Below are 26,958 nucleotides of genomic sequence, written 5' to 3'. Positions count from 1 at the left end.
GACACGCCGGAACCGGCGGTCGAGCATCCGCGTGGGATGGCTCGTCGCCGGCGGAGCGGTCGCGATCGTCGGTCTCGCCGTCATCGTGGCAGCGGTCGTCTGGGGACCGGAGCTCATCAGTCGGGCGGAAGCACGGGACTCGACCCTCGGAACCGCGCCACATGCTGCCGTCGAGGGACCGGGCATCCCCGCCGCGGGCTCGGCTGGAACAGCGCCGGCGGCCGTCACCGACCGGGTGGACCGTGCCTGGGCGACGGCCACGGCGCTCCGCCTCGGCATCCCCGAGCGGGCGATGGTCGCCTACGCCGGTGCGGCGCTCGCCGTCGCGGAGACGCAGCCGGGCTGCGGGATCGCCTGGAACACGCTGGCCGCGCTCGGCAGCGTCGAGTCCGGCCACGGCACGATCTTCGGCGGTGCGCTCGACGACGCCGGGCGGGCCGTTCCACCCATCGTCGGCCCGGCGCTCACCGGCACCGAGTTCGATGCCGTCACCGACACGGACCGCGGCGCCTTCGACGGTGACGCCAGATGGGATCGTGCGGTCGGGCCGATGCAGTTCATCCCGTCGACCTGGCAGCGGTGGGGCGCGGACGGGAACGGCGACGGCGTCGCGGACCCGCAACAGATCGACGACGCGGCGCTCGCCGCAGCGCACTACCTGTGCCACGGTGGCCGGGACCTCCGCATCGAGGCCGATTGGATCGCGGCGATCGGCTCGTACAACGGGGCCGCGTCGTACCTGCAGAAGGTCGTCCACGCCGCGGACACCTTCGCCGCGAACTGATCCCGATCCGGTGTACGAAGCACCCCTCGCGGGATGCTAGTCTCTACTGGTGCCATTTCCGCGTGAGCGGTCTGGTTCGCGCTCCGATAGCTCAGTGGTAGAGCACTTCCTTGGTAAGGAAGAGGTCGCGGGTTCAAGTCCCGCTCGGGGCTCGTTCTCTCCGTCACTGCTCTCGCCGGCATACGGAGAGACGTGGCAGGGTAGCTCAGTTGGTGAGAGCGCACGACTCATAATCGTGAGGTCGAGAGTTCGAATCTCTCTCCTGCTACCAGATCAGCTGTTCAAGAGAGAAGCACCGGAGATTTCTCCGGTGCTTCTCTGTTTTGCCGCAGCGTTCGCTGAATCGCGCACGACTGCGAGTAGCGCTTGAAGCCGGTCAGCGACGCCCCGTGCCGGGGTCGCATGGTCGATAGGCGTTGTGGACTCACCTGGAAACTCCATCGTCTCGGGATCAGGGTCACGGATTGTGATCGCTCACATCGTGATGTCGACCCTGGCGCATGCAGACCTGGTCCGTCAAGAGCGAGGAGCTGTGCGAGTCGACCCGGTGACGAGATGCTCGGACGGGCGGCGACCTCGGTCACCGCACGGTCACGGCTTCGAGATCTCCTCGGGGTCGGGCCCGCGGCCTGCTCGAAGCAAGACCCCGACGAGCATCGCGGTGCCGATCAGGAGACTCACGCCGGTCAGCACGACACCGATCCCGACGACCGAGGTCCCCGGTCCGTCATAGCCCTCGAGCACCGCCGTGCCGGGGTCGTCCGCGCGGTAGATCACCGTGACGACGTCGCCGACGGCGGGTTTGCCGTCGAGGGGCCAGTCCGCCCAGACCCGCTGTGGCGAACCGTCGGGTGCCAGATAGTCGGTCCTGAACCGGTGGTGAGATGCCTTCCGGCCGTCGTCGACCTCGGTGACCGTCCCACTCGTCCGCTCCCCGTTCTGCAACAGGTCGCTGTCGGCAGCCATCATGAAGGAGCCGACGACCACGGCCACCGGACCGGCCAACAGCATCAGGACGATCGCCGCCGTCTGGAACACCCTGCTGTGCAGGAAGCCCCGTGTGTCGCCCGCCGCGCGCTTGCTTGCCATCACCAGTGCGCCACCGTCCCGATTCGAAGCTCCTGCATCAGTGGTTCCCGGTGAGGGAAAGACTCAGCATGATGATGGCGGGCACGATCAGGCCGATCGCGACGCCACCGGCCGCCGCCCAGAGCCCGATGCTGACATGGGGGCTCATGCGAGGACGCAGACCGAGTTCTTCGCCGATCTCCTTGATCCGCGCGCGTTCGTTCTCGGGGCTGAACGCGATCTCGAACCCGCCGGGAGAGGTCCCGAGCATGATGACCCTGCCGTACCGGACACGGCCGGACTGCCAGGAGAACGACCAGGAGAGGCGCGGCACGAAGCCGGAGACACCAGCCGACCAGCTCATCCGCTTGACCGTGTCGGTGATGCTGAACCGCCGCCGTCGCTCATCGACCCGCACGGTGTAGGTGATGCTGTCGGACACCTCGTTCAGCTGGAGGACGTTCCACCAGCGGGCGTCCGCGAGGTCGTATCCGACCTGGAACCCGTCGGGGAGGCTGGTGACGGTGAATGGGGTGTTCTGCAGCTCGGCGTCCACGGCCCACTGATAGTCCTGTAGCACGCCCGTCGGCGCAACGTCGGTTCCACTCACGGACTCAGTATGGCAACGCGGCGAGAGTGCGCGACGATCGTCGGATGGGCAGTGCTCCCCATCGCACACTGACCTCGAACTGCTATCGCTCCCAGATGCGACGGTAGCCGGGCATGAAGGCGATCATCGCCGCGAGCAGGGTGCCGAGGTTGAGCAGTGGCAGAGCTGGACCGATGGTCCAGGGCGAGTCGGCGTAGACCCCCATCAGCATGACCATCCAGGCGCCGATGTTGCCGAGGATGAGCACGATGATGAAGGTCACCGCGGTCGCTCCCGCTCGCGACGAGACCCGCTTGCCCGCGAGGGTCGGCGCGGTGCAGATCGTGCCGACGATCACGACGATGAGTATCAGGAACGCACTCGCGAACAGGATCGAGGCGGCCTCCGGGTCGCCGTCGTCGTCGCGATCGGCGAATCCCGCGAGGAAGAAGAACAGGTTGAAGGACTCAGGGTCCTCATCCGTCTTCGTCTGGCTCGCGTAGGGGACGAACAGCGAGAGGATGAGGGCGATCTCGAGCAGCAGCATCGGGACCGAGATCAGGATCGACTCGATGCCCGCCACGCGCTCCTCGAGCCGGGTGCGCGCCGCCTGGGCGGCGACCGACTCGGTGGCGGTCGCTGGTCCCTGCTTCGCTGGTTCCACTCATCGTTGATCCCCCGGATCGGGAGCCGGGCTCGAACAGGCCCGGCTCGGTTGCCATGACGACGGAGCCCGGCTCGCATCCCGGGCCTCCGACATCGACATGGTAGCCGCGATGGAACGCTACGGCCGCGCGAGGATCAGGGTGATGAGCGCGGCGTCGGACGGAACCGTGGGGTCGAGACCGGTGAGCTCGGTGAACCGCTGCAGGCGTTTCAGGAGGGTGTTGCGATGGACGAAGAGTCGGGAAGCCGTGTCGCCGATCGATCCGGAAGACAGGTAGGCACGAACCGTGTCGACGATGGCACTCCGTTTCCCCGCCGAGAGTGCGTCGAGTCGGCTCGTGAGTTCACGACGAGCGATCGGCCAGGCCTCGCCGAGGCCCTCCTCGACGAGCATCGGCCAGTGGGTGAGCAGCGTCGCGGCGTTCTGCGGCTCCGTCACCTCGTCGGCCAGACGGCGGGCGATCTGCCAGCCGACGCCGAGGCCCGCCAGTCCGTCGATGGTGGGCGACAGGCCCGCCGGCGCGGATTGTAGCCGGGCCTCGGGCGGCGTCCGCGGCCCGGATCGCTCGACGATGAGGAACTGCGTGCCGTCGATCACGTGCAGGTCGGCACCTGCCACGTGTTCCTTCGCCCAGCGTCGGAAGGCGTCCGCGAAGCGCGGGGCGGCCACGAGGACCCGATACCGGCCGAGGACCGGCAGGCCGAGCGCCGACGCCAGGTGTGCGAGCTGCGTCGGGTCGCTCGTCTCGCCGACGAGGAGGCGCCGGAGCAATGAGGCCCGTTCGAGCTCCAACTGCCGGTTCATCGACACGAGCTCGTCGATGTAGGCGGCCTGGATGTGGCTGGTGTGGACCTCGACCGCCTCCCAGACCGTGGCCACCTCCTCGGAGAGCGCGAGGACCTCGTCCGCATCCGCCTCGTCGCGGAGCACCTCCCAGAGGAACCGGAAGTCCATCCGGACTGCCCGCAGGAGCGAGTCCAGTGCGAGGCCCTGTTGTGCGCGATGCCTCCCGACCCGCTCGGAGACAGCGCTCAGCGTGCCGCGGACGTCGTCGCCCGCGAGCATCCGCATGAGGAGGTCCAGGACCTCGCGGGCGGTGCGGGAGAGCTCGTCGTCCGTCACCGTCGCCACTGCGTACCCAGGGAGTCGGCGCACCTCTTGCGCGTACTCCTCGGCGATCTTGGACAGGCGGCCGCGGCATCGGTCGGCGACGTCGCGGAGCGCTGTGGTGTGCATATGCACACATTAGAGGGCCCAAGACGATGCAGGGTGGCATTGCGACCGGGCGAGCGCCTTCGGAGTATTGAAGCGCAGGTCCCCATCCCGACTTCCGGAGGCACTCATGACGCAACGCTCATCCCCGCGCTCCACCGCTCCCGTCCACGTCAGCTCGAAGGACGCGCGGCGCATCGCCGGGGCTGCGTTCGTCGGCACGGCGCTCGAGTGGTACGACTACTTCCTCTTCGGCACTGCAGCAGCCCTCGTCTTCAACCGCCTGTTCTTCACGGACCTCGACGCGACCGCAGCGACGCTCGCCGCGTTCGCCACCTTCGGCGTCGGATTCGCAGCACGCCCCATCGGTGCGTTCGTGTTCGGGATCATCGGCGACCGGTTCGGCCGTCGCCCGGCGCTGCTGGTGACGATCGTCATGATCGGCGTCGCGACCGGCCTCATCGGTGTACTCCCCGACTACCTCGCCGTCGGAGTGGCGGCGCCCGTCATGCTCGCGATCCTCCGGCTCGTGCAGGGTCTGGCCGTCGGCGGGGAGTGGGGCGGCGCGGTCACCATCGCCGTGGAACACGCGCCCATCGAGAAGCGTGCACGGTACGCGGCACTCGTGCAGATCGGTTCGCCAGTGGGAACCCTGCTCTCCTCCAGTGCTTTCGCGCTCGTCCTCCTCCTGCCGGCCGAGGCGTTCGACGCCTGGGGATGGCGCCTGCCGTTCCTCGGCGCGTTCCCGTTGCTCGCCGTAGCCCTCTACATCCGGTTCAAGGTCGAGGAGTCGCCGGTCTTCACGCAGCTCGTCCAACAGGAGGAGCGGGTCAAGGTCCCGGCGTTGCAGGTGTTCACGAAGGCCTGGGGTCGCCTGCTCGTCGCCATCGCGGCCGCCCTCCTCGGCGTCGGCGGGTTCTATCTGATGACCACCTTCGTCGTCAGCTACGGCTCGAACACCCTCGGCGTGGACCGCGGGGTGATGGTCAATGCGACGCTCGTCGCCGCCGTGCTGCAGATCCCGATGACGATCTTCTCGGGGCGGCTCGCCGAACGGTTCGGTCCCGGGCGCATGACCCTGTTCGGTGCGCTCCTCACCGCCGCAGCCGCCTTCCCGCTCTTCTGGCTCATCGACACGCAGAACCCGATCGGGATCATCGCCGCAGTGAGTATCGGTATCCTCCTGATCACCCTCGCGTACGCCGTCACCGGCGCTTTGCTCACCGATCTGTTCCCGCCGCACCTCCGGTACAGCGGTGTCGCGCTGGGCTACAACCTCGCCGGCGCCATCAGTGGTTTCCTGCCGCTCATCGCCACGGCGTTCCTCGCGTCCAGCGGCAACCAGTCCTGGTCCGCTGCGCTCCTGCTCGTCGCCGTATCCCTCATCACCGCGGTCGGCGGTCTCATCGGAGAGCGTCTCCGGATCCGAGACGCCGTCGTCACCGCCGACACCGAAAGGTCACCCGCATGACACTCGACAACGCCACCCGTGAACGCATCCTCGCCGAGGTGGATGCCGGGTTCGACGCACAGCTCGCCTTCACGCAGGAACTCGTCCGCCACCCCTCGCTCCGAACGGAGGAGAGCAGCGCGCAGGACCTCATGTTCGCGGCGATGCAGGATCGCGGCCTCGAGATGGACCGTTGGGAGCTGGACGTCGACGACATCGCGTCGCATGAGGGCGCCGGCATCATCGACGTCTCCTACGACGACGTGGACAACGTCGTCGGCACCTACCACCCCGCGTCGGAAGCCGGCCGCTCCCTCATCCTGAACGGTCACATCGACGTCGTCCCCACGGGTCCGGAGAGCGAATGGGCGACGTCCCCGTGGGACTCGCGGATCGACGGGGACTGGCTGACCGGGCGGGGTAGCGGGGATATGAAGGCCGGTCTCGTCGCCAACCTGTTCGCTTTCGACGCCATCCGTCGGGCGGGGCTCAGCCCAGCCGGCCGCATCCACTTCCAGTCCGTCGTGGAGGAGGAGTGCACCGGGAACGGGTCGCTGGCCGCACTGCAGCGCGGGTACACGGCTGAGGCCGTCGTCATCCCCGAGCCCGAGGAGGACATGCTCGTCCGCGCCAACGTCGGCGTCATCTGGTTCCGGCTCCGAGTGTCTGGCAAACCCACCCACCCTCGCGAGATGTCCTCCGGCTTCAACGCCATCGACGCCGCTCACCACGTCGTGGGTCGGCTGCGGGAGCTCGAGGACCGGTGGAATGCGCAGAAGGACTCGCACCGGTACTTCGAGGATCTCGAACACCCCATCAACTTCAACCTCGGCAAGATCGCCGGTGGAGACTGGGCATCCAGTGTCCCCGCCTGGTGCGAGGTCGACTTGCGCGTGGCACTGTACCCGGGGGTGACCGCCGAAGACGCGTGGACGGAGATCACCGACCACCTGGCCACGGTCGTCGACGACGAGCATGGGCACCCGATCACCGCCAGGACCACCCGCAACGGCTTCTTCGCCGAGGGGTACGTCCTCGACGAGGGCAGCGACGCCGAGAACGTCCTCCGGGGCACGCACCGCGAGGTGTTCGGCGACGAGTTGCGCACCTTCACGACCCCCGGCTACCTGGACGGCCGGGTCTTCACCCAGTACGCCGGGATCCCCGCGCTGGTGTACGGCCCGATCTCGGAGGCAATCCACGGGTACGACGAACGCGTGAGCATCGAGTCGGTCCGCCGCATCACCAAGTCCATCGCGCTGTTCATCGCCGAGTGGTGCGGGATCACGGAGGCGCGGGCCGAGTCCGATCCCGGACGTTCGCACTCCTCGTGACGGAACCCGAACGTCGGTCCTGAGCGCCGCCCGCATCAGCTGCGCGGGCGGCGCTCAGGCGGCATCCAGGTCTGCCGGAGTCGATCCTCCCGCAGGGCGGGGCAGTGCTCCGGCGTCGGGTGGAGGGTGATGTCGATGACCGCTTCCAAGCGGGCGCGTGCTGCTTCGAGGTCGGCCATCTGCGCGGTGATGCGGTCGCGTTCGGTCCGGAGCAGCTCGAGCGACTCCGGCGTCGCGACTCCCGCATCGACGCAGGGGAGCAGCTGGACGATCGTGCGGCTCGGCAGGCCGGCCGCGAAGAGCTGCTGCACGAGCTCGACGCGTTCCACCGCCGCTCGTTCATAGGTCCGCTGGCCACTCGTCGTGCGGGTGGCGGTGAGCAGCCCCTGCTCCTCGTAGTAGCGGAGCGAGCGGACGCTCACCCCGGTCCGAGCCGCGAGATCTCCGATGCGCATCGATCTTCCGTTCCTGGCTTGCACCTGACATTGATGTGAGGTCTTAGCCTAACCAGGCTGCTGCGGGATCGACCCGCACGCGGAAGGGAATCATGGACATCGCAGGATCCGTCGCACTCGTCACCGGCTCGAACCGGGGCATCGGACGCCGGTTCGTCGTGCAGCTGCTCGAGCGCGGCGCCTCGAAGGTGTACGCGACCGCGCGGCGCCCGGAACTCGTCGACATCCCGGGCGTGGAGGTGCTGCAGCTCGACATCACCGATCAGGCGTCCGTCGCTGCGGCGGCCGAGATCGCGACCGACGTCACGTTGCTCGTCAACAACGCCGGGATCGCCACGCAGGGCTCGATGCTGACCGACGACCTCGCGAACGCTCGGCGCGAGATGGACACGCACTACTGGGGCAACCTCGCCATGGTGCGTGCGTTCGCGCCGGTGATCGAGGCGAACGGTGGAGGGACGATCGTCAACGTGCTCTCCGCCCTGAGCTGGTTCGCGCACCCCGGCTCCGGCGGATACGCCGCGGCCAAGGCGGCGGAGTGGAACATGACGAACGCGGTCCGTCTGGAACTCGCCTCGAAGGGCATCACGGTGCAGGGGCTCCACCTCGGGGCCGCCGACACCGACATCATGGCCGGCTACGACGGCCCCATGGTCGACCCCGCGGACGTCGCACGGGCGAGCCTCGACGGCGTCGCAGACGGCGCTTCCGAGGTCGTCGTCGACGAGTGGAGCGCCATGGTCAAGGCCTCGCTCGCCCACGACCCTGACGCGTTCTACGCGCAGTTCGCCTGAGCATCGAGCCTGGGCGCTGTGCACGAGACGTGCACGGTGCAGAATGGAGGAAGCCCCCGAGCAGTTACGGTCTGCTCGGGGGCTTCCTCATGCCGGCGTGGGCTACCGCGCGGCCGCGACGAGGTCGGCGATGCGCTGGCCTCGGGCGTTCGCCTCGGCGACGAGCGTCGTGACCTGGTCCTGGGTCAGGCCGGTGACCTGGCCGTACGCCTTCGTGTTGGCGGCGATGGAGAACCCCTGCCCGCCGCTGGTGGAGGTGTACATCGTGCCGAACGTCTCGGTGACGAGCGCGATGGTGCCGCCTGGCACGCTGATGATCTTGGGCATGTCTGACTCCTTGAGTGGTTGGACCGGGTCCTCGCCGTTCAGGCGAGCGTTGATGAACGGATACGGATCGGTGGTGACGCCGATGTCGGCGTTGTTCCACGTGCCGTCCGCGGTGAAGGTGATGGTGAGGTGCAGATGGGCTCCGCTGGAAGCGGATCCGGTGTTCCCGACGACGCCGACGGGTTCACCGCGGACGATCGCCGCGCCGACCTGATGCGGTGAGGCGGCCGCCAGGTGCGAGTAGCCCGAGTACATGCCGTCGGGGTGGGCGATGACCAGGACGTTGCCCAGGGCCGCGTTCCACCGGTTGGCGGAGACGACGCCCGGCTGCGACCGCCGGGATCGCGGCTCCGGCGCCGGGCTGGTAGTCCAGCCCGCGGTGCGGTTGGGTCCGCCCGCCGGCCATCGATCCCCAGCCGTCGGCGAGGTCGATCTGAGCGAACGGGTGCTGATACTTGAGAACCATGAGGCTCCTTTCGTGGTGCCGATGGGGATGCCCCCGAGCAGTTACGGTCTGCTCGGGGGCATCGGGTGGGGCGTCCTCGGCTCAGAAGCCGATCTTGGTGCCCGGGTAGACGGCCCAGAACGCGTTCCACTGACGCAGTGGTCAGCTGGGACGCGTACTTGTCGCGCAGCGCCGTGTTGCTCGGGTTGGTGGGCGAGATGCCGTAGACCTGCACGTGAGCGGTGATCGCTCCGTCCACGTCCATGTTGCCCGCGAGCTTCACGGCCTTGCCGTCCGGGTACACGAGGGCGATCGCGAGGGTGCTCCGCGTTCTCCTTCTGGTAGTCGCGGACGATCGATGCGTTCTTCGTAGCTGCCATGTCGTCGATTTCTTCCTGAGTCGGGGCGGTCGGTCCGCCGGTGTTGCCTGGGTCGTCGCCGTTGAGGCGATCGTTGATGAACTGGATCGGATCGGTGTGATCGATCCAGTGGGAGCCTCCGCCCGTCGCGCCGGACTGGTTGAGCCCGATGGTGAGGTGGAGGTGGGCGCCTTCGGAGTACTCGCCGGTGTCACCGATTCCTCCGAGGATCTGCCCTCGCGTGACGGCGGTGCCGATGGCGAGCGGGGACTGCTGGTACATGTGGCAGTACCCCGAGAACGCGCCGTCCGGAGTGCGCCAGGACGACAAGCCATGCCGAGCCCGCCGCTCCGGTAGTTCTCGACGACGGTTCCGGCTGCGACCGCGGGAATCGGCGTGCCCTCCGGGAAGCCGTTGAAGTCGGCACCCCGATGGTTTGAGCCGCCGGCTCGTGGAGCGTTGTACCCGTCGCTGCTGTCGTAGTGACTGAGGTCATACGGGTATTGGTACTTCAAAACCATGAGCCCTCCTTTCTGTTGATGGAGGAAGTGTCCTCCGACATTCGAACGTGTGTTCGAGTAGAGACTCTACGACGATCTCGTCGTCTTGTCCAGTTCATCTTGCCGATTCATCCATGAAATTCTTTCTTCAGTGGCAGATTCAGCGTCTGAATCGAGTCGAGCGTGGCGGGGAGTGGATCCTGCGCTCAGCCTCGTCAGGAAGCCGTTCACGCCGGGGATCGCCATGATCCGGGCCAGTGCTGCGGCGATCGCCGCCGTCGTGGCCACGGCTGCCGCCGCCCAGGCGTAGACGTCGTCCGGGAGGAGTTCCCGGATCGCCTCCAGGAGCTGTGGCGCGATGATGCTCGCGGTCGTGATGCAGGCCACCGAGCTCAGGATCACGGCCGCGGTCGTCTGGATCACGGTGCGGATGATCCGCTGTGCCGGAAACGGGACGGGCGGTGGGTCGGTGGTGTGGGCGGTGGTTCCGGTGAGGTCCGGTGTTCGGTCATGGTGCCTCCTCAGGCGTCGTGGGTGGTGGTGGACGACCCGGATGGTTTCCAGAAGTTGTCTCATCTGGCATCATTCAGGTCGGAGGTGACACTATAGAGCGCATGAGGCAGGTTTTCTGCCGTTCGCGACAGGGTTTCTGGCTACGATCGGAACGTGAACGCAGCAGAGGCGATGGTCAATCAGGCGTTGGCGGACGAACTCGTCGCCGCCTACAAGCGGCGACGCATGAATCAGCGCGCCCTGGCTGAGGCGACGGGGATGAGTCCGACGACGCTGCAACGTGTCCTCGCCGGTCGCAGCGAGATCAGTGGCCCGACCTTCGTCACGCTCTGCGCGGCGACCGGCGCCGATCCGGTGCGCCTCCTGGCCGACGCCCTGCAAGCCGTCGGGGGGATGAGTCGGATCGAGGCCGAACTGCAGGCGAGCGACGACGAGCGTGTGGCTCCGGTGTCGGACACCACTGCTACGAATGACGAGCTGGATCGCAGACGCCGGCAGAGGGAAGCTGCGTCGTGGACGACGGAGCAGTTGGAGGGGGAACGTGGGGCGGCAATCACCGATGGAGAACTGGAGCAACCCGAGCCGGAAGCCCCGTGAGCGTGGGCGCGCCTACGACCCGTATGCGCACGCGGAGGAGCTCGGTCTCGCGGTGATCTTCCGGCCCCTGCGGGTGTCCCACGAGCGCTGGCTGCCGTCCGCGCACACGATCGTCATCCAGGAGTCGCTCCGGTCCGTCCACCGGCGGAACGCCCTCGCCCACGGCATCGCGCACTGCGTGCTCGGCCACGAGGACGACCGACCGAAGCACGAGGTGCAGGCCGACCGCTTCGCCGCGTCGAACCTCATCGACCTCGACGAGTTCCGGGCCATCGCGCGTTGGGCACCGGACCTCGAGCATCTCGTCGCCGAACTCGGCGTCACGAAGCGCCTGGCCCGGGCGTTCGTCGCGCAGCATGCGGATCTGTCCCGGCACGCCGGCCTCGCGTAGCGGCGCGCGCATACTGGGACCATGACCGACGAAGCCGCACCGGACCCGACGCCTGCGGCAGCCGTGGACGACGACCTCCTGGAGTCGACGATGCTCGACCTGCTGGGGAAGCGGGCCGCGACCTCGTCCATCTGTCCGTCCGACGTCGCACGAGCGGTCGGTGGCGACGACTGGCGAGCGCTGATGGACGACACCCGCCGGGTCGCCTGGCGCTTGGTCGACGAAGGCCGGGTGCGGATCACGCAGGGCGACGAGGCGGTCGACCGCGCGACGGTCCGCGGACCCATCCGGATCCGATGGGCGAAGGACGCCGTCGACGAGCAGTGAGCCCCGTGTCGCGGTGAAGGCCGGAAGACCTCGGTCCGACGCCGGTTAGGCTTGAGACATGACCATCGCCCTCATCCGTCACGGACAGACCGCCTGGAACTTCGAACGACGGCTGCAGGGCACGACGGACATCCCCCTGAACGACACCGGGCGGGAGCAGGCGGCCACGGTCGCCCCTCGGCTCACCGGCACCTGGGACGTCGTCGTCAGCTCCCCACTGGGGCGCGCACGCGAGACCGCGCAGATCATCGCGGACGCGCTCGGACTCGAACTCGGCCCCACCTACCCCGACGTCGTCGAGCGCCACTACGGCGACGCCGAGGGCGCGACGGCGCAGATGGTCCTCGAGAACTGGCCAGACCACCAGTACCCGAACCTCGAGACCGAGGAGTCGGTCATCGAACGCGGACTCCGCGGCATCGACGCCATCGCACGCGACTTCCCCGGGCAGAACGTCCTCGTCGTGAGCCACGGCACGCTCATCCGCCTCACGCTCAGCCACCTCTCCGGTACGACGGTCCCGCCGCTGGAGAACTGCTCCGTGTCGGTCATCGAGGCGACCGACACCGGTTGGTCGCTCCTGGACGCCGGTACCGCTCGCACGACGCCCTCGCTCGAGACGGCGCTGTCCGGCTCCAGCGCGCAGTGAGCGGGAGCGACTCGACCGGCCGTCCGGTCCGCTCCCCGTCGGGCATCGCCTGGCTCATCGGCATCGGACTGACCGCCGGATTCCTCTCCGGGCTGTTCGGGGTCGGCGGCGGCATCCTCATCGTCCCCGCCGTCGTCTTCCTGCTCGGCTTCGGCCAGCGGCTCGCCGCGGGGACCTCACTCGCCGCGATCGTCCCGACCTCGCTCGTCGGCGTCGTGTCCTACGCGGTGAACGGGACCGTCGACTGGGTGGCGGCGATCCTCCTGGCGATCGGTGCGATCGGCGGGGCACAACTCGGCAGCTACCTCCTCTCCAAGCTCCCCAAGAAGGCGCTCCAGTGGGGCTTCATCGGCTTCCTGCTCGTCGTGGTGGTCTCGCTGTTCCTCATCGTCCCGTCCCGCACGGCCGAGATCGATCTGCACGTCGGCTCGATCATCGGCCTCATCGTGCTCGGCTTCCTGACCGGTGTCCTGTCGGGGCTGCTCGGCATCGGCGGCGGGGTCGTCGTCGTGCCGATGCTCATCCTGCTGTTCGGCGCGAGCGACCTCATCGCCAAGGGCACCTCGCTGCTCATGATGGTGCCGACCGCGATCTCCGGCACCATCGGCAACGTCCGGCGAGGCAACGTCGACCTGACGGCCGCAGCGATCATCGGTGTCGCCGCCTGCACGACCACCGCCCTCGGCGCCATCGTCGCGTCGGTCGTCCCGCCGTTCGTCGGCAACCTGCTCTTCGCGGCGTTCCTCGTGGTCATCGCCATCCGCATGGTGTTCCAGGCGCTCAAGCGCTCCTGACAGGCCGCTGCCGGTCCGTCCGTGCCCGGTCGGCGAGCCAGGGCAGCGGGTAGGCTGGAGGGCGTGTCAGTGAACCCAGAGCTCGCCGGTCGGGTCTTCCCGCCCGTCGCCCCGTACCTGGTCGGACGCGAGAAGATCCGCGAGTTCTCGCGGGCCGTCTTCGCGACGAACCCGATCAACCTCGACCCGGAGGCGGCCCGCGCCGCAGGATACGCCGACGTCGTGGCGCCGCCCACCTTCGCCGTCGTCGTCCAGGAGCACACGCTCCAGCAACTGCTCGCCGCACCCGACGCGGGTATCGACTTCAGCCGGGTGGTCCACGGCGACCAGCGTTTCGTGCACCACCGACCGATCGTCGCCGGCGACGAGCTCACCGCGCAGCTGACCGTCACCGCGGTGAAGTCCCTGGGTGGCCACTCGATGGTGACGTGCGACTCGGTCATGACCGATGCCGCCGGCGAGCCCGTGGTCACCGCGACCTCGACGCTCGTGGTGCGAGGAGACGAAGGATGAGCGACGTGCAGCAGACCCCGACCATGCCGGCTGTCGGCGACGTCGTCGCGGAGCGGACCGTCCACCTGACGCGCGACGCCCTCGTGCGGTACGCCGGCGCCTCCGGAGACTTCAACCCCATCCACTACCGCGACGATGTCGCGGCCTCCGTCGGGCTGCCGGGCGTGCTCGCCCACGGCATGCTGACGATGGGGATCGCGGCCCAGCCGGTGGTCGACTGGATCGGCGACCCCGGTCGGGTGCTCGAGTACCAGGTGCGGTTCACCCGACCGGTCGTCGTCGACCCCGAGACCGGCGCCGACCTCCAGATCGTCGCCAAGGTCGGCAAGATCGACGAGGAAGCCCGCACCGCGCGCGTCGACCTCACCGTCACCTACGCCGAGCAGACGGTGCTCGGCAAGGCGCAGCTCGTCGTCAGCTTCGCCTGACCCGGAGGACCATGAACGACGCCATCCGTCTGAGCGAGCTCACCACCCTCGGGGTGGGCGGGCCCGCCGCAGCCTTCGCGGAGTGCACGAGCGAGGCAGCGCTGATCGAGGCCGTGCTCGACGTCTGGAACACCGACCAGCCGTGGCTGTTGCTCGGCGGCGGGTCGAACCTGCTGATCGGCGACGAGCCCGTCGACGCGACCGTCATCCGGGCGGCCAACCGCGGCATCGAACGCCTCGACGCGCCGTCCGGCCGTGTCCGCCTGCGGGTGCAGGCCGGTGAGGACTGGGACGCGCTCGTCGCCTTCACCGTGGAGCACGGCTGGGCGGGCATCGAGGCGCTCTCCGGCATCCCGGGATCCTGCGGGGCGGCCCCCGTCCAGAACATCGGCGCCTACGGGCAGGAGATCGTGTCGTCGCTCGTCGCCGTCGACCTGCTCGACGAGGAGTCGCAGACCGTCGAGCGCGTTCCCGCCACGGAGCTCGGTCTCGGGTACCGGACGTCGGTCTTGAAGCGCCACGGTGGCGGAGAGCCCGAGCGCTCCGGCGTGGTCGTGGCGATCATCATCGACCTCGACGACGTCGGCGCCGACGGCCTGGCCGCACCGATCGCCTATCAGCAGCTCGCCTTCGCGCTCGGCGTGGAGGTCGGCGAGCAGGTCCGCCTGGCCCAGGTGCGCACGACGGTGCTCGCGCTCCGGACGTCGAAGGGTATGGTGCTCGATCCCGACGACCCCGACACCGCCAGCGCCGGGTCGTTCTTCACGAACCCGATCGTGTCGGAGCACGTCGCCCGCTCGCTCCCCGGCGATGCTCCCTGGTGGCCCGTCGACCCGCCGGCCGACGACGACACCGAGTACGTCTTCCCGCTCGGCGAGGTCGTCAACCCGCCCCGTCCGGCCCCGACCGAGCGCCTCGCGAAGCTCTCGGCCGCCTGGCTGATCGAGCGGGCCGGCGTCCGTCGCGGGTTCGCACTCCCCGGATCGCACGCTGCGGTCTCCACGAAGCACACGCTCGCCCTGACGAACCGTGGCGGGGCGACCGCCACCGAGATCGCCGAGCTCGCGCGATTCGTGCAGGCGCGCGTCCACGCCGAATTCGGCGTCCTCCTGCAGCCCGAGCCCGTCGTGGTCGGCGTCACGATCTGACGCTGATGCGAGGTCCGCTCGCCCGGGGACGAGCGAGCGGACCTCGGGTCAGGATGCGAACAGGCGCTGGAGGCGCTGGACGCCCTCGAGGAGCTGGTCGTCGCCGAGCGCGTAGCTGAAGCGCAGGTAGCCGGACGGCCCGAACGCCTCGCCGGGCACTGCCGCGACCTCGGCCTGGTCGAGCATGAGGTCGGCGAGTTCGAGCGACGTCGTGGGCGTCACCCCGCCGAACGTCCGGCCGAGCAGCGCCGTGACGTCGGGGTAGACGTAGAAGGCGCCCTGCGGGGTCGGCGTCTCGAAGCCGTCGATCTTGTTGAGCTCACCGACGATGAGCTTGCGGCGGCGGTCGAACGCCTCACGCATCGCCTCAGCGGCATCCTGCGGACCGGTGAGGGCCGCGATCGCCGCGCGCTGCGCGATGTTGTTCACGTTGCCGGAGAGGTGCGACTGGAGGTTGCCGAGCGCCTTGATCGCGTCCGCCGGGCCGACGGTCCACCCCACGCGCCAGCCCGTCATCGCGTACGTCTTGGCCACGCCGTTGACGAGGAGCGTCTGCTCGGCGAGCTCGGGCACCGCTTCGACGATCGACGTCGCGCGGACGCCGTCGTAGGTGAGGTTCTGGTAGATCTCGTCGGTGATGACCCAGATGCCGTGCTCGAGCGCCCACTCGCCGATCGCCTTCGTCTGCTCGGGGGAGTAGACGGACCCGGTCGGGTTCGAGGGGGAGACGAACAGGAGGACCTTGGTGCGCGGGGTGCGCGCCGCCTCGAGCTGCTCGACGGTGACCTGGTAGTTCTGCGAGGCGTCGGCGAAGACGTCGACCGCGACACCGTCGGCGAGCGCGATGGCCTCGGGGTAGGTGGTCCAGAAGGGCGTCGGCACGATGACCTCGTCGCCCGGGTTCAGGAGGACCTGGAACGCCTCGTACACCGACTGCTTGCCGCCGTTGGTGACGATGACCCGGCTCGGGTCGACCTCGAGACCGGAGTCGCGGAGCGTCTTCTCCGCGATGGCGGCGCGGAGGTCCGGCAGGCCGGCCGCTGGGGTGTACCGGTGCGCCTTCGGGTCGCGGGCGGCGACGAGCGCCGCTTCGACGATGTGCTCGGGCGTCGGGAAGTCCGGCTCGCCCGCCGCGTAGGAGATCACGGGTCGGCCTTGCGCCTGCAGCGCCTTCGCCTTCGCGTCCACCTTCAGCGTGGCGGACTCGGCGATCGCTGAGATCTTCGTGGACAGGCGGGGCGTGGGAGTCGATTCAGGCACGAGTCCGAGCGTACCGAACCCGGCATCGAGAGGACAGTGTGTGTCCGACCTCGCGTGCAGCGAGGTGAGGCACCTCGTCGCCCGGTCCACCGGGGAACGACGACGTGCCTCACCTCGGTCCTCATGCGGGGTCGACGAGGTACCGCGTGTACGCCGGGACGGTGAGGAAGGTCGGGAACTCGTCCCTGAGCGCGACCTCGCGGAACAGCTCGGCGGCGTCGTCGAAGCGGTCGTCCGCGGTGCGGGGCAGCGAGGCGAGGAGCTCGTCGAGGAGGTCCTCGACCCGCTCACGGGTGATCGGACGGCCGTCGTCGGTCGCGACGTCCTGGTGGATCCACTGCCAGACCTGCGATCGACTGATCTCCGCCGTGGCCGCGTCCTCCATCAGTCCGTCGATGGCCGCGGCGCCGATCCCGCGGAGCCAGGAGTCGAGGTAGCGGACGGCGATCGACACGTTGTCGCGGAGACCGGCGTCCGTGACCGCGCGACCGATGCGGACGTCGAGGAGCTGCGACGGTGTCACCGACACGTCCTCCCGCAGGCGGTCGAGCTGGTTCGGACGATCACCGAGGACCGCGTCGAACTCGGCCCTGGCGGTCTCGATGAGGTCCGGGTGCGCCACCCAGGTCCCGTCGAAGCCGTCGCCCGCCTCGCGGCGCTTGTCGGCTGAGACCTTCTCGATCGCGCGCGCCGTCGCCTCCGGATCGCGCCGGTTCGGGATGAACGCGGACATCCCGCCGATCGCGTGCGCACCGCGGCGGTGGCACGTCTGCACGAGGAGCTCGGTGTAGGCGCGCATGAACGGCACCGTCATCGTCACCTCGCTGCGGTCGGGCAGGACGAACCGGGCACCGCGCCCCCGGTAGTTCTTGATGATCGAGAAGATGTAGTCCCACCGACCGGCGTTGAGGCCGGCGCAGTGGTCGCGGAGCGCGTACAGGATCTCGTCCATCTCGAACGCCGCCGGGAGCGTCTCGATGAGCACGGTGGCGCGGATCGTGCCGTGGTCGAGACCCAGGCGTTCCTCGGTGAACGTGAAGACGTCGTCCCAGAGCTGCGCCTCCTCGCTCGACTCCAACTTCGGGAGGTAGAAGTAGGGCCCGCGGCCGGCGTCGATGAGCGGTCGGGCGTTGTGGAAGACGTAGAGGCCGTAGTCGACGAGGCTCCCGGAGGCCGCCATCGCCGCCCCGGAGCGGTCGATGAACCGCAGGTGCTTCTCCACGAGGTGCCAGCCGCGCGGGCGCATGACGATCGTCGGCGTCTCCGTCGCGGTGACGCGGTACACCTTCCCCGCCTCGTTCGTGAACGTCAGCTCGCCGCGGACGGCGTCACGCAGCGAGAGCTGACCACCGATGACGTTGGCCCACGTCGGGCTCGTCGCGTCCTCCTGGTCGGCGAGCCAGACGTTCGCGCCGGAGTTGAGGGCGTTGATCGTCATCTTCGGATCGGTGGGGCCGGTGATCTCGACCCGGCGGTCCTCGAGACCGGGCCCGGCGCCGGCGACCCGCCAGGAGCGGTCCTCCCGGATCGCCGCGGTGTCGTCGCGGAACCGCGGGTCGCGGCCGTTCCCGATCTCGAAGCGTCGGCGCATGCGCTCGGCGAGGCGGTCGTGCCGCGCACCCGCGAACCGCTGGTGCAGGTCCGCGAGGAAGGCGAGGGCGTCCGGGGTGAGGATCTCCTCGTACCGGTCACCGAGACGACCGACGACCTCGATGGCGGGGCCGGTGCGCTGCGTGGGCACCGGCCCGGTGGTGGGTGTGGACGGGGAAGCGAGCAGGGTGTTCATGGGGTGACTCCGTTTCGGATGGTCGTGCGTCGGATGGGTCCTTCGAGCGGTCCCTGAGCTTGTCGAAGGGCGGGGCTGGTGTGGATCAGTGGAACTGTTGTTCCTCGGTCGATCCGGCGAGGGCGAGGGTGGCGCTGCCGGGGTTGAGGGCGGTCGCGACCAGGTCGAAGTAGCCGGTACCGACTTCCCGCTGGTGCTTGGTGGCGGTGTAGCCGCTGGCCTCTGCGGCGAACTCGGCTTCCTGGAGGTCGACGTAGGCGCTCATCGCCCGCTCCCGGTAGTCGCTCGCCAGGGTGAACATCGAGTGGTTCAGCGCGTGGAAGCCGGCGAGGGTGATGAACTGGAACGCGTATCCCATGGCGGCGAGCTCGCGCTGGAAGGACGCGATCTGCGCATCGTCGAGGTGCGACTTCCAGTTGAACGACGGCGAGCAGTTGTAGGCGAGCAGCTTGCCCGGGAACCGCTCGTGGACGGCCTCGGCGAACCGCCGGGCGAGGTCGAGGTCGGGTTCCGCGGACTCGACCCAGAGCAGGTCGGCGTACTCCGCGTAGGCGAGGCCGCGCGCGAGCACCGGACCGATGCCGTTCTCCACCTCGTAGAAGCCCTCCGGGGTCCGGTTCCCGTTCAGGAACGGCAGATCGCGCTCGTCGATGTCGCTCGTGAGGAGCGTGGCGGCCAGCGCATCGGTGCGGGCGATGACGATGGTCGGGACACCGGCGACGTCCGCCGCCAGCCGGGCCGCATTGAGGGTCCGGATGTGCTGGCCCGTCGGCACCAGCACCTTGCCGCCCATGTGGCCGCACTTCTTCTCAGCCGCGAGCTGGTCCTCCCAGTGGACGCCCGCGGCGCCGGCCTGGATCATGCCGGCCATGAGTTCGTAGGCGTTGAGCGGTCCACCGAAGCCGGCTTCGGCGTCGGCGACGATCGGCGCGAGCCAGTCGATCGCCTCGGGTCCCGGCGTCTCCCCGACGGCTCGCTCGGCGAAGTCGATCTGCTCGGCCCGGAGCAGCGCGTTGTTGATCCGCCGGACGACCGCCGGAACCGAGTTCGCCGGGTAGAGGCTCTGATCGGGGTAGGTCTGCCCGGAGAGGTTCGCGTCGGCGGCGACCTGCCAGCCGGAGAGGTAGATCGCCTGCAGGCCAGCCCGGACCTGCTGCACGGCCTGGTTGCCGGTCAGCGCGCCGAGGGCAGGCACCCACTCCTCGGTGTGGAGGAGGTTCCACAGGCGCTCCGCCCCTCGGCGGGCGAGCGTCGGCTCCTCCCGGACACCGCCGCGCAGGCGGACGACGTCCTCAGCGGTGTAGTCGCGGCGGACCCCGTCCCAGCGCGGGTCGGTGTCCCACTCGCGCTGCAGTTCCTCGGCCGTCTGCGTCTGGTCGCCGGCGCGGAGGGGCGTGCGGTGGTCGGTCGGTCGGGTGGCTTCGTTGCTCACGATGACTCCTGTGGTGTCGAGGTCGGTGGGGCGGGTCGTGCTGTGGGAACGATCCTGCGCTCGCCGCAACCCCGACGGACGTCATCCGTGGACAGAAGAACGGCCGACCTTCTGTTTGCCGGAACAACCGGCGCGTGTGAGCATGATCACCATGACCAGCACCGCCGCTGCTCCACCCGCCTCCGCCACCCCTGGTGACGGACCTGCTCCGCACGCGGACGCCCTCGTCCTCGGTCGCCGGATCCGCGATGCCCGGTCCCGTGCGGGCCTCACCCTCGACGACCTCGCGCAGGCGATCGACCGCGCACCGTCGCAGGCGTCGGCGATCGAGAACGGGCATCGGGAGCCGAGCCTCGTCGATGCTCCGCGTCATCGCCGCGGCCCTCGGCACCACCGTCGACGACCTCCTCCGTGACGAACCGCCGAGCGACCGGGCCGCGCTCGAGATCGCCGTCGAGCGTGCCCAGCGGGGGCCCGTCTTCTCCGCCCTCGGGATCGCGCCCATCCGCGTCTCGAAAGGGACAGCGGACGAGACGCTGCGCACCGTGCTGGCGCTGCACGACGAGGTCGCCCGCCTGCATCGGGAGCGAGCGGCGACACCCGAGGAGGCGCGCCGGGCCAACGCGGTCCTCCGGGCGGACATGCGCGCGGCCGACAACCACTTCCCCGAGCTCGAGGCCGTCGCGAAAGGACTGCTCGACGCCGTCGGCTACACCGGAGGGCCGGTCTCGCACCAGACGGTCGCGGAGATGGCACAGCACCTCGGGTTCTCGCTCCACTACGTCGGCGACCTGCCGCACTCGACGCGCTCGGTCACCGACCGGCGCAACGGTCGGATCTACCTGCCGACCGAACCCTCGATGTCCCGTGATTCGCGTTCCCCCATCCTCCAGGCGTTCGCCAGTCACCTGTGCGGACACGAGGAGCCGGGAAACTACGCGGACTTTCTGCGGCAGCGCGTCGAGACCAACTACCTGACGGCGGCCATCCTGCTGCCCGAGCGCGACGCCGTGCGCGTCCTCGGTGAGGCGAAACAGCTCCGGCGCATCTCGATGGAGGACCTGCGCGACGCGTTCGCGGTGTCGTACGAGACCGCCGCGCACCGCTTCACCAACCTCGCGACGAGGCACCTCGGGCTCCCGGTGCACTTCATGAAGGTGCACGAGTCGGGGACGATCATCAAGGCGTACGAGAACGACGGGGTGACGTTCCCGTCCGACGTCCTCGGAGCAGTGGAGGGCTCGCTCGTCTGCCGCAACTGGACGGCCAGGACCGTCTTCGACGTCGAGGACCGCTTCAGCCCCTGGTATCAGTACACCGACATGGACACCGGCACCTTCTGGTGCACCTCGCGGATCGAGAAGGCCAAGGAGGGCGAGTACTCGGTCAGCGTCGGCGTCCCGTTCGCGCACGTGAAGTGGTTCCGCGGACGCGAGACGCCGCATCGGTCGACCTCGAACTGCCCCGACGAGCGATGCTGTCGTCGGGCGTCGCCGGCGCTCGCCGAACGGTGGGAGGGGAAGGCCTGGCCGGCGGCGCGGACGCCGACGAGTCTGCTGGCCGCGCTGCCGACCGGATCCTTCCCGGGGGTCGACTCCGTCGAGGTGTACGAGTTCCTCGAGTCGCACGCGCCACGGGCGGACTGAGGTGAGGCACCTCGTCGCCCGACGTGGTGTCGAGCGACGAGGTGCCTCACCTCAGCGTGATCAGCTCGCGAGGCGCGGGTAGTCCGTGTAGCCCTCGGCGCCCGGGCCGTAGAAGGTGGCCGGGTTCGGGGTGTTCTCCTCGTGCTCGCCCGCCCAACGCTCGACGAGGTCGGGGTTCGCGATGGCGAGACGCCCGACGGCGACGGCGTCGGCGTGCGCGTGCTCGACGAGGGCGATCGCCTCGTCGCGCGTCGTGACGGTGCCGAAGCCGCTGTTGACGATGAGCTTGCCGCCGAAGTGACCGCGCAGGTCCTGGACGAGCGCGCCGGCCGGGTCCTCGTGGAGGATGCTGACGTAGGCGAGGCCGAGCGGTGCCAGGGCGTCGAGCAGTGCCTCGTAGGTCGCGCGGACGTCGGCCTCGTCGGTCTCCGCCGTGTCACCGGCGCCGTTCATCGGGGAGATGCGGATGCCGACGCGCGCTGCACCGACCGCCTCGGCGACGGCGCTGACGACCTCGGCGACGTACGACGCGCGGGCCTCCGGGCTGCCTCCGGCGCGGTCGTCGCGCACGTTGGAGACGGGGGAGAGGAACTGGTGCAGCAGGTAGCCGTTCGCGGCGTGGAGTTCGACGCCGTCGAGGCCTGCCTCGATCGCGTTGCGGGCGGCCTGGACGAACTCCTCGCGGACCGTGTCGAGCTCCTCGGTGCTCAGCGCGTGCGGGACGGGGTACGGCTGGGCGCCCGCCGGCGTCCGGACCTCGCCGGCGATGGCGATCGCGCTCGGCGCGACGATGCGGTCGGTGCCCGTGATGTCGGTGTGCGAGACGCGGCCGCCGTTCATGAGCTGCATGACGATGAGCCCGCCCGCTCCGTGCACGGCCTTCGCGACGCCACGCCAACCCTCGACCTGCTCGGGGGTGACGATGCCGGGCTGGCCCGGGTAGGAGCGCGACTCGGCGCTCGGGTAGGTGCCCTCCGTGATGATGAGCCCGAGTCCTGCGCGCTGGCTGTAGTGCTCGGCGACGAGGTCGCCGGGGACGCCGTCGGCTCCGGACCGCATGCGGGTGAGCGGGGCCATGACGACGCGGTTGGCGAGTTCGAGGTCGCCGAGTCGGACGGGCGCGAAGAGATCCATACGGGTGATGCCTTTCGTGGGGGATGCGGCTCGCGGAGGACGCGGCCTCCGGACGCAACCCGGCTGCGGCCGTCGATATTCCGATGATGCTTCTGGACCTTGTGCATCTGGAATACTTCTTGCTAGGCTCACGGTGTGGTCGTCGGGCTCTGTCCCCGCAGCTCGCGACGAGCACGACCCGGTGTCGACGAATCCGAGGGGGAGGCGTCGGCACCGGGAACCCTGCCAGGATACGAAGATGCCCGCCCCCAGATTCGGCCTCGTCTCCGATCTCCGTCGTCCGGAGTCCGGTGAACGCGCCGAGCGCGTCACCTTCGTCGAGTTGTTCTTCGACCTCGTCTTCGTCTTCGCGCTCACCCAGCTGAGCAAGCTCATCGCCGACGACCAGAGCGTCACCGCCGCGCTCGAGTCGATCGTCCTCATCCTGGCGCTCTGGTGGTCCTGGGTGTCCACGAGCTGGGTGACGAACTGGCTCGACCCGGAACGGCTCGCGGTGCGACTCGCGCTCATCGGCTTCGGCCTGTTGGCGTTCGTCGCGGCGGTGTCGGTGTCGGCGTCGTTCACCGACCGCGCGCTGGCGTTCGCCGTCGCCTACGTCGTGCTCCAGCTCATCCGGACGCTGTTCATGGTCGTGGCGACCTGGCGGCACGACCGCGACGTGGCCCTGAGCTTCGCACGCGTCCTCGTCTGGACCGCGTTCGCCGCGGTCTTCTGGATCGCCGGCGCGCTGGTGCCGGCCGACTGGCAACTGGCGTTCTGGATCTGCGCCGTCGCCATCGAGTACGGCGGCGGGGCCCTCGGATTCCGGCTGCCGGGTGTGCGGACCTCGGAGGTCGAGAGCTGGGAGCTCTCCGGTGCGCACCTCTCGGAGCGGGCGTCGCTCTTCATCATCATCGCGATCGGCGAGTCGCTGCTCGTCACCGGGTTCGCGTTCGTCGAGCTCGAGACGTCGGTCGCCGCCGTCGTCGGGATGCTGAGTGCCTTCGTCTCCGCGGTCGCGCTGTGGTGGTTGTACTTCCACCGCACGGAGGCGGCGGGACGCCGAGCGGTCGAGGCCGCCGAGGAGGAGGCCGACCGCGCCGACGGTGACGAGGGTCGTCCCGGTCGACGGGGGCCGGGACGTCTCGGACGCATCGCGCGCGACGGATACAGCTACGCCCACGTCGTGATCGTCGCCGGGATCGTGCTCGTCTCGGTGGGGGACAAGGAGATCCTCGACCGACCGGCCGACGCCGTCGAACTCGCCGGGGGCGTCGTGATCCTCGGCGGCCCGGTCCTCTACCTCCTCGGGCTGTCGCTGTTCCGGTTCGTCGTCGACCGCGCCGTTCCACTCGCGCCGGTCATCGGCCTCGCGATGCTCGCTGGCTGCGCGGTCGCCGCGTTCCTCGTGCCGCAGCTCGGGGAACTCGTCCTCGGGTGTCTCTGCACGCTGGTGCTCGTCCTCGCCGCGATCGCCGACACGGTCCTCCCGGACCGGCGGGTCACTGCGGAGCGTCGCCAGGCTTGATCTGGGCGCCCTCGCGGTGCGGCCCCGTGTCGTAGCGGGCACCGCCCCGGTCGCTCGGCTGCGCCGCGAGCCAGATGAAGAAGAACCAGCCGAAGATCGGGACCAGGTTGATGAGCTGCCACCAGCCGCTGTGGTCCGTGTCGTGCATGCGACGGGCGTTCAGCGACAGCCCCGGGATGATCGTCGCGAGGCCCCAGATCCCGGACAGGACGCTCTGGACACCCCATGCGGGTCCTTCGGTGACCTGACCCTCCCAGAAACCGGCCGTCACCCCGGTCGCGACGTCGACACCGCGTCCGATCACCAGGAGCGCGGTGACGATGACGGCGTGGACGACCACCCACCACCAGAACTCGCTCCGGCTGGCCCGCCCGGTGAAGATCGGATACCGCTTCCAGAAGCGGAGGAACGCCTGGCATCGGGCCGGCGCCCGGGAGTGGGCTGTCATCCGCGAACGCGGGGCGGGATCCGGTCGGTCGTCCTCACGGTTCGTCTCCGCCGCCTGTCGGCGGTCGGCGGCGTGTTCGTCGTGCGCTGCTCATCGGTCCCCCTGGGTCGAGTCGTCGTGCGTTCGAAGCGAGCAACCCTACGCGAGCGCGCTCCGAGAGCGCAGGCCGAGGATGGGCCTGAGCCGGCGCCGGCGCAGGCCTGCCGCTGGTTTTACAGCCGGGCGACCGTGCCGTACACTGGATGGAGGTAGTTGAAATCTGCCATGATTTTCTGCGCCTGTTTTCACCCGTGTGGTGAGGCAACGCTCAGGAGGTCAGGGTAGCTTCGACCCCTCCGGTGCGTCAGCACTGAAGGGCGGTGGCTCAATTGGTAGAGCAGCGGTCTCCAAAACCGCAGGTTGCAGGTTCAAGTCCTGTCCGCCCTGCGAGTCGGTGCGTATGCACCGGCACACGAAAGGTGTAACGAGTGGCCCCGAAGAGTACCGACACGCCCGGCGAGGACGTCGTCGTCAAGGCGAAGGCGGACCGTGCCGAACGGCGCGGCTTCTTCTCGGGCATCGTCCTGTTCCTGAAGCAGGTCTTCGCGGAACTCAAGAAGGTCGTCACGCCGACGCGGAAGGAACTCCTCAGCTACACGGCTGTGGTGCTCGTCTTCGTCTGCATCATGATGGCGCTCGTCTACGGCATCGACTTCGTCTTCGCCTGGGTCGTCACGCTGGTGTTCGGTACCGCGAGCTAGTTCCGCTCAGGTTCCGGTGCTCCGGTCCGGCACCCGGGTTCCACAATCACAGACGGCGACGCAGTCGTCACGCGCCAGGATCTGGCGCCGCGGTCGGGGATCACCCACGATCCGCACAACAGAAACGGAATGGAAATCAGTGTCTGAGCGAAACTCGAACGACGTCGACTGGGCAACCGCTGCCGAGCAGTCCTCGGAGGACGACGAGGCCCAGGAGGGCAACGTGCTCTCGGCCGACGAGCACTCCGTCGACCCCGCTGAGCACAACGCCGTCCACGTCGAGGAGACCGGCGACACCGAGGTCGACCTCGACGCCGTGCTCGACGCGATGGCCGAGGCCGTCGACCCCGAGGCCGACGCCGTCGTCGACGACGCCCTCGAGCTCGACGAGGCAGCCGAGGTCGAAGCCGCAGCAGAGGCCATCGCCGAAGAAGAGGCAGACCCCACCGACGCCGACGCCGAGCCCGCCGAGGAGTCCGAGGAAGACCCCTACGACGCGTTCCGCAAGGAACTCCGCTTCCTGCCCGGCAAGTGGTACGTCATCCACTCCTACGCCGGTTTCGAGCGCAAGGTGAAGGCCAACATCGAGCAGCGCAAGTCGACGCTCGAGGTCGCGGACTACATCTACCAGGTCGAGGTCCCCATGGAAGACGTGGTCGAGATCAAGAACGGCCAGCGCAAGATGGTCACCCGCGTCCGCATCCCCGGCTACGTGCTCGTCCGCATGGACCTCAACGAGGACAGCTGGTCGGTCGTCCGCCACACGCCTGGCGTCACCGGCTTCGTCGGCAACGCGCACAACCCCACGCCGCTCCGCTTCGAAGAGTCCTTCAACATGTTGAAGTCGCTCGTCGAGGTCAAGGAGACCGCGCCCGTCAAGGGCTCCGGCACCAAGGGCAGCGCCACGCAGCAGCGTGTCATCCCCGCCGAGGTCGACTTCGAGATCGGCGAGACCATCACGATCAAGGAAGGCTCGTTCGCGGGCCTCCCCGGCTCCATCAGCGAGATCAAGCCCGAGAGCGGCAAGCTCACGGTGCTCGTCTCCCTCTTCGAGCGCGAGACGCCGGTCGAGCTCAGCTTCGACCAGGTCACCAAGCTCTAAGCCACACGGCTCCACAGTCCACCGCCGCCCGACGGGCGCGCGGGAGAGCGCACATCATCCGATGGCGTTCGAACCCCAGAAGAAGGAAGAAACATGGCACCGAAGAAGAAGGTCACGGGTCTCATCAAGCTGCAGATCCAGGCCGGCGCCGCAAACCCTGCTCCCCCCATCGGCCCCGCCCTTGGTCAGCACGGCGTCAACATCATGGAGTTCTGCAAGGCGTACAACGCGGCCACCGAGTCGCAGCGCGGCAACGTCATCCCCGTCGAGATCACCGTCTACGAGGACCGTTCGTTCACCTTCATCCTGAAGACCCCGCCCGCAGCGGAGCTCATCAAGAAGGCCGCCGGCGTCGCCAAGGGCTCCGGTACCCCGCACACCGTCAAGGTCGCGAAGCTCACCAAGGAGCAGGTCCGTCAGATCGCCGAGCAGAAGGCTCCCGACCTGAACTCGAACGACATCGACGCAGCCGCGAAGATCATCGCCGGCACCGCCCGCTCCATGGGCATCACGGTCGAGGGCTAGTCCTTCCGACCCGCACGGGGTGAGCCGTCCAGGC

Annotated in this window: 28 protein-coding genes, 3 tRNA genes and 1 pseudogene; 20 read left to right on the top strand and 12 right to left on the bottom strand. The window is 69.0% G+C overall.

Annotation, left to right across the window (positions count from 1 at the left end; genetic code table 11):
- Window positions 1–31 precede the first annotated feature (31 nt).
- The 3 genes from AC5JOC_RS16545 to AC5JOC_RS16535 all read left to right on the top strand — a co-directional run bounded on the left by AC5JOC_RS16545 (window position 32) and on the right by AC5JOC_RS16535 (window position 1,055).
- Entirely contained in the window at window positions 32–784 is a 753-nt protein-coding gene (locus AC5JOC_RS16545) for a lytic transglycosylase domain-containing protein (RefSeq protein WP_229940091.1), read from the top strand.
- Between the two features lie 80 nt (window positions 785–864).
- Window positions 865–936 (top strand) — tRNA-Thr (locus AC5JOC_RS16540).
- A 42-nt stretch (window positions 937–978) separates the two neighbouring features.
- Window positions 979–1,055 (top strand) — tRNA-Met (locus tag AC5JOC_RS16535).
- Between the two features lie 320 nt (window positions 1,056–1,375).
- Here AC5JOC_RS16535 and AC5JOC_RS16530 read toward each other — a convergent pair.
- The 4 genes from AC5JOC_RS16530 to AC5JOC_RS16515 all read right to left on the bottom strand — a co-directional run bounded on the left by AC5JOC_RS16530 (window position 1,376) and on the right by AC5JOC_RS16515 (window position 4,344).
- Window positions 1,376–1,873 (bottom strand): DUF3592 domain-containing protein, encoded by a 498-nt coding sequence (locus tag AC5JOC_RS16530; protein ID WP_494246838.1) that lies wholly within the window; start codon window positions 1,871–1,873, stop codon window positions 1,376–1,378.
- A 37-nt stretch (window positions 1,874–1,910) separates the two neighbouring features.
- Window positions 1,911–2,462 carry a hypothetical protein gene (locus AC5JOC_RS16525; RefSeq protein ID WP_494246837.1) on the bottom strand — a complete coding sequence of 184 codons (552 nt, stop codon included), beginning with the start codon at window positions 2,460–2,462 and terminating at the stop codon, window positions 1,911–1,913.
- 82 nt (window positions 2,463–2,544) lie between these two features.
- Entirely contained in the window at window positions 2,545–3,105 is a 561-nt protein-coding gene (locus AC5JOC_RS16520; protein ID WP_494246836.1) for a hypothetical protein, read from the bottom strand.
- Window positions 3,106–3,225: 120 nt separating this feature from the next.
- Entirely contained in the window at window positions 3,226–4,344 is a 1,119-nt protein-coding gene (locus tag AC5JOC_RS16515; RefSeq protein ID WP_079706683.1) for a PucR family transcriptional regulator, read from the bottom strand.
- Window positions 4,345–4,450: 106 nt separating this feature from the next.
- Here AC5JOC_RS16515 and AC5JOC_RS16510 point away from each other — a divergent pair, with 106 nt between their 5' ends.
- Both AC5JOC_RS16510 and AC5JOC_RS16505 read left to right on the top strand, forming a co-directional pair.
- Window positions 4,451–5,791, top strand: coding sequence for an MFS transporter (locus AC5JOC_RS16510; RefSeq protein WP_079706684.1), 1,341 nt, complete (start codon window positions 4,451–4,453; stop codon window positions 5,789–5,791).
- Window positions 5,788–7,104 (top strand): ArgE/DapE family deacylase, encoded by a 1,317-nt coding sequence (locus tag AC5JOC_RS16505; RefSeq protein WP_494246835.1) that lies wholly within the window; start codon window positions 5,788–5,790, stop codon window positions 7,102–7,104. Before AC5JOC_RS16510 ends, AC5JOC_RS16505 begins: the two co-directional genes overlap by 4 nt.
- A 35-nt stretch (window positions 7,105–7,139) precedes the next feature.
- Here AC5JOC_RS16505 and AC5JOC_RS16500 read toward each other — a convergent pair whose 3' ends face one another.
- Window positions 7,140–7,559 carry a MerR family transcriptional regulator gene (locus tag AC5JOC_RS16500; protein ID WP_494246834.1) on the bottom strand — a complete coding sequence of 140 codons (420 nt, stop codon included), beginning with the start codon at window positions 7,557–7,559 and terminating at the stop codon, window positions 7,140–7,142.
- 92 nt (window positions 7,560–7,651) lie between these two features.
- Between AC5JOC_RS16500 and AC5JOC_RS16495 the strand changes: the two genes are divergently transcribed.
- Window positions 7,652–8,353 (top strand): SDR family oxidoreductase, encoded by a 702-nt coding sequence (locus tag AC5JOC_RS16495; protein ID WP_494246833.1) that lies wholly within the window; start codon window positions 7,652–7,654, stop codon window positions 8,351–8,353.
- 102 nt (window positions 8,354–8,455) lie between these two features.
- On the opposite strand, the gene AC5JOC_RS16490 is transcribed toward AC5JOC_RS16495, so the two are convergent.
- Window positions 8,456–9,133, bottom strand: coding sequence for a M23 family metallopeptidase (locus tag AC5JOC_RS16490; RefSeq protein WP_494246904.1), 678 nt, complete (start codon window positions 9,131–9,133; stop codon window positions 8,456–8,458).
- Between the two features lie 938 nt (window positions 9,134–10,071).
- On the bottom strand, window positions 10,072–10,407 hold the full coding sequence (locus tag AC5JOC_RS16485) for a hypothetical protein (RefSeq protein WP_494246832.1): 336 nt from the start codon (window positions 10,405–10,407) through the stop codon (window positions 10,072–10,074).
- A 243-nt stretch (window positions 10,408–10,650) separates the two neighbouring features.
- On the opposite strand from AC5JOC_RS16485, the gene AC5JOC_RS16480 reads away from it, so the two are divergent.
- The 8 genes from AC5JOC_RS16480 (at window position 10,651) to AC5JOC_RS16445 (ending at window position 15,344) form a co-directional block, all read left to right on the top strand.
- On the top strand, window positions 10,651–11,094 hold the full coding sequence (locus AC5JOC_RS16480) for a helix-turn-helix domain-containing protein (RefSeq protein WP_085512825.1): 444 nt from the start codon (window positions 10,651–10,653) through the stop codon (window positions 11,092–11,094).
- Window positions 11,039–11,485, top strand: coding sequence for an ImmA/IrrE family metallo-endopeptidase (locus tag AC5JOC_RS16475; RefSeq protein WP_192005892.1), 447 nt, complete (start codon window positions 11,039–11,041; stop codon window positions 11,483–11,485). Before AC5JOC_RS16480 ends, AC5JOC_RS16475 begins: the two co-directional genes overlap by 56 nt.
- 21 nt (window positions 11,486–11,506) lie before the next feature.
- Window positions 11,507–11,812, top strand: coding sequence for a DUF3253 domain-containing protein (locus AC5JOC_RS16470; protein WP_192019050.1), 306 nt, complete (start codon window positions 11,507–11,509; stop codon window positions 11,810–11,812).
- A 58-nt stretch (window positions 11,813–11,870) separates the two neighbouring features.
- Window positions 11,871–12,461 carry a histidine phosphatase family protein gene (locus AC5JOC_RS16465; protein WP_138945172.1) on the top strand — a complete coding sequence of 197 codons (591 nt, stop codon included), beginning with the start codon at window positions 11,871–11,873 and terminating at the stop codon, window positions 12,459–12,461.
- Window positions 12,458–13,255 carry a sulfite exporter TauE/SafE family protein gene (locus AC5JOC_RS16460; protein ID WP_086474909.1) on the top strand — a complete coding sequence of 266 codons (798 nt, stop codon included), beginning with the start codon at window positions 12,458–12,460 and terminating at the stop codon, window positions 13,253–13,255. The genes AC5JOC_RS16465 and AC5JOC_RS16460 overlap by 4 nt, the downstream gene beginning before the upstream one ends.
- Before the next feature lie 63 nt (window positions 13,256–13,318).
- Window positions 13,319–13,768, top strand: coding sequence for a MaoC family dehydratase N-terminal domain-containing protein (locus AC5JOC_RS16455; RefSeq protein WP_079706694.1), 450 nt, complete (start codon window positions 13,319–13,321; stop codon window positions 13,766–13,768).
- Window positions 13,765–14,196 (top strand): MaoC family dehydratase, encoded by a 432-nt coding sequence (locus AC5JOC_RS16450; RefSeq protein ID WP_244175598.1) that lies wholly within the window; start codon window positions 13,765–13,767, stop codon window positions 14,194–14,196. The genes AC5JOC_RS16455 and AC5JOC_RS16450 overlap by 4 nt, the downstream gene beginning before the upstream one ends.
- An 11-nt stretch (window positions 14,197–14,207) precedes the next feature.
- Complete coding sequence (locus AC5JOC_RS16445) at window positions 14,208–15,344, top strand: UDP-N-acetylmuramate dehydrogenase (protein WP_463530003.1); 1,137 nt, start codon at window positions 14,208–14,210, stop codon at window positions 15,342–15,344.
- 48 nt (window positions 15,345–15,392) lie between these two features.
- On the opposite strand, the gene AC5JOC_RS16440 is transcribed toward AC5JOC_RS16445, so the two are convergent.
- The 3 genes from AC5JOC_RS16440 to aceA all read right to left on the bottom strand — a co-directional run bounded on the left by AC5JOC_RS16440 (window position 15,393) and on the right by aceA (window position 19,822).
- Window positions 15,393–16,604 (bottom strand): pyridoxal phosphate-dependent aminotransferase, encoded by a 1,212-nt coding sequence (locus tag AC5JOC_RS16440; RefSeq protein ID WP_138945169.1) that lies wholly within the window; start codon window positions 16,602–16,604, stop codon window positions 15,393–15,395.
- A gap of 121 nt (window positions 16,605–16,725) precedes the next feature.
- Window positions 16,726–18,390, bottom strand: coding sequence for a malate synthase A (gene aceB / locus AC5JOC_RS16435; RefSeq protein WP_494246831.1), 1,665 nt, complete (start codon window positions 18,388–18,390; stop codon window positions 16,726–16,728).
- A gap of 85 nt (window positions 18,391–18,475) precedes the next feature.
- Window positions 18,476–19,822: an isocitrate lyase gene (gene aceA, locus AC5JOC_RS16430; protein WP_274500381.1), complete on the bottom strand. Its 1,347-nt coding sequence runs from the start codon at window positions 19,820–19,822 to the stop codon at window positions 18,476–18,478.
- Window positions 19,823–19,973: 151 nt separating this feature from the next.
- On the opposite strand from aceA, the pseudogene AC5JOC_RS16425 reads away from it, so the two are divergent.
- A pseudogene (locus AC5JOC_RS16425) lies at window positions 19,974–21,468 on the top strand (helix-turn-helix domain-containing protein).
- A gap of 60 nt (window positions 21,469–21,528) precedes the next feature.
- Here the strand turns inward: AC5JOC_RS16425 and AC5JOC_RS16420 are convergent.
- Window positions 21,529–22,602 carry an alkene reductase gene (locus tag AC5JOC_RS16420; protein WP_137243904.1) on the bottom strand — a complete coding sequence of 358 codons (1,074 nt, stop codon included), beginning with the start codon at window positions 22,600–22,602 and terminating at the stop codon, window positions 21,529–21,531.
- 238 nt (window positions 22,603–22,840) lie between these two features.
- Here AC5JOC_RS16420 and AC5JOC_RS16415 point away from each other — a divergent pair, with 238 nt between their 5' ends.
- On the top strand, window positions 22,841–24,109 hold the full coding sequence (locus AC5JOC_RS16415) for a low temperature requirement protein A (RefSeq protein WP_079706698.1): 1,269 nt from the start codon (window positions 22,841–22,843) through the stop codon (window positions 24,107–24,109).
- Here AC5JOC_RS16415 and AC5JOC_RS16410 read toward each other — a convergent pair.
- Entirely contained in the window at window positions 24,084–24,557 is a 474-nt protein-coding gene (locus AC5JOC_RS16410) for a DUF805 domain-containing protein (RefSeq protein WP_494246830.1), read from the bottom strand. The genes AC5JOC_RS16415 and AC5JOC_RS16410 overlap by 26 nt on opposite strands.
- A 353-nt stretch (window positions 24,558–24,910) precedes the next feature.
- Here AC5JOC_RS16410 and AC5JOC_RS16405 point away from each other — a divergent pair.
- The 4 genes from AC5JOC_RS16405 (at window position 24,911) to rplK (ending at window position 26,924) form a co-directional block, all read left to right on the top strand.
- Window positions 24,911–24,983: transfer RNA gene (locus AC5JOC_RS16405), tRNA-Trp, on the top strand.
- Window positions 24,984–25,024: 41 nt separating this feature from the next.
- A complete protein-coding gene (gene secE, locus AC5JOC_RS16400; protein WP_079706702.1) occupies window positions 25,025–25,297 on the top strand; it encodes a preprotein translocase subunit SecE in 273 nt (90 codons plus the stop codon).
- Between the two features lie 139 nt (window positions 25,298–25,436).
- Complete coding sequence (gene nusG / locus AC5JOC_RS16395; RefSeq protein WP_079706703.1) at window positions 25,437–26,399, top strand: transcription termination/antitermination protein NusG; 963 nt, start codon at window positions 25,437–25,439, stop codon at window positions 26,397–26,399.
- Window positions 26,400–26,492: 93 nt separating this feature from the next.
- The gene (gene rplK, locus AC5JOC_RS16390) at window positions 26,493–26,924 is read left to right on the top strand and encodes a 50S ribosomal protein L11 (RefSeq protein ID WP_056014074.1); all 432 of its coding nucleotides are present in this window, start codon (window positions 26,493–26,495) and stop codon (window positions 26,922–26,924) included.
- The last annotated feature ends 34 nt before the right edge of the window (window positions 26,925–26,958 follow it).

The sequence above is a fragment of the Plantibacter sp. genome (assembly GCF_059073635.1).
This window is presented reverse-complemented; position numbering and strand designations above follow the sequence as displayed.

Coding starts and splice junctions, on each gene's coding strand:
- AC5JOC_RS16530 (WP_494246838.1), bottom strand. CDS start 1,873: ATGGCAAGCAAGCGCGCGGCGGGCGACACACGGGGCTTCCTGCACAGC.
- AC5JOC_RS16515 (WP_079706683.1), bottom strand. CDS start 4,344: ATGCACACCACAGCGCTCCGCGACGTCGCCGACCGATGCCGCGGCCGC.
- AC5JOC_RS16510 (WP_079706684.1), top strand. CDS start 4,451: ATGACGCAACGCTCATCCCCGCGCTCCACCGCTCCCGTCCACGTCAGC.
- AC5JOC_RS16505 (WP_494246835.1), top strand. CDS start 5,788: ATGACACTCGACAACGCCACCCGTGAACGCATCCTCGCCGAGGTGGAT.
- AC5JOC_RS16500 (WP_494246834.1), bottom strand. CDS start 7,559: ATGCGCATCGGAGATCTCGCGGCTCGGACCGGGGTGAGCGTCCGCTCG.
- AC5JOC_RS16495 (WP_494246833.1), top strand. CDS start 7,652: ATGGACATCGCAGGATCCGTCGCACTCGTCACCGGCTCGAACCGGGGC.
- AC5JOC_RS16470 (WP_192019050.1), top strand. CDS start 11,507: ATGACCGACGAAGCCGCACCGGACCCGACGCCTGCGGCAGCCGTGGAC.
- AC5JOC_RS16465 (WP_138945172.1), top strand. CDS start 11,871: ATGACCATCGCCCTCATCCGTCACGGACAGACCGCCTGGAACTTCGAA.
- AC5JOC_RS16450 (WP_244175598.1), top strand. CDS start 13,765: ATGAGCGACGTGCAGCAGACCCCGACCATGCCGGCTGTCGGCGACGTC.
- AC5JOC_RS16445 (WP_463530003.1), top strand. CDS start 14,208: ATGAACGACGCCATCCGTCTGAGCGAGCTCACCACCCTCGGGGTGGGC.
- aceB (WP_494246831.1), bottom strand. CDS start 18,390: ATGAACACCCTGCTCGCTTCCCCGTCCACACCCACCACCGGGCCGGTG.
- AC5JOC_RS16420 (WP_137243904.1), bottom strand. CDS start 22,602: ATGGATCTCTTCGCGCCCGTCCGACTCGGCGACCTCGAACTCGCCAAC.
- AC5JOC_RS16415 (WP_079706698.1), top strand. CDS start 22,841: ATGCCCGCCCCCAGATTCGGCCTCGTCTCCGATCTCCGTCGTCCGGAG.
- AC5JOC_RS16410 (WP_494246830.1), bottom strand. CDS start 24,557: ATGACAGCCCACTCCCGGGCGCCGGCCCGATGCCAGGCGTTCCTCCGC.
- rplK (WP_056014074.1), top strand. CDS start 26,493: ATGGCACCGAAGAAGAAGGTCACGGGTCTCATCAAGCTGCAGATCCAG.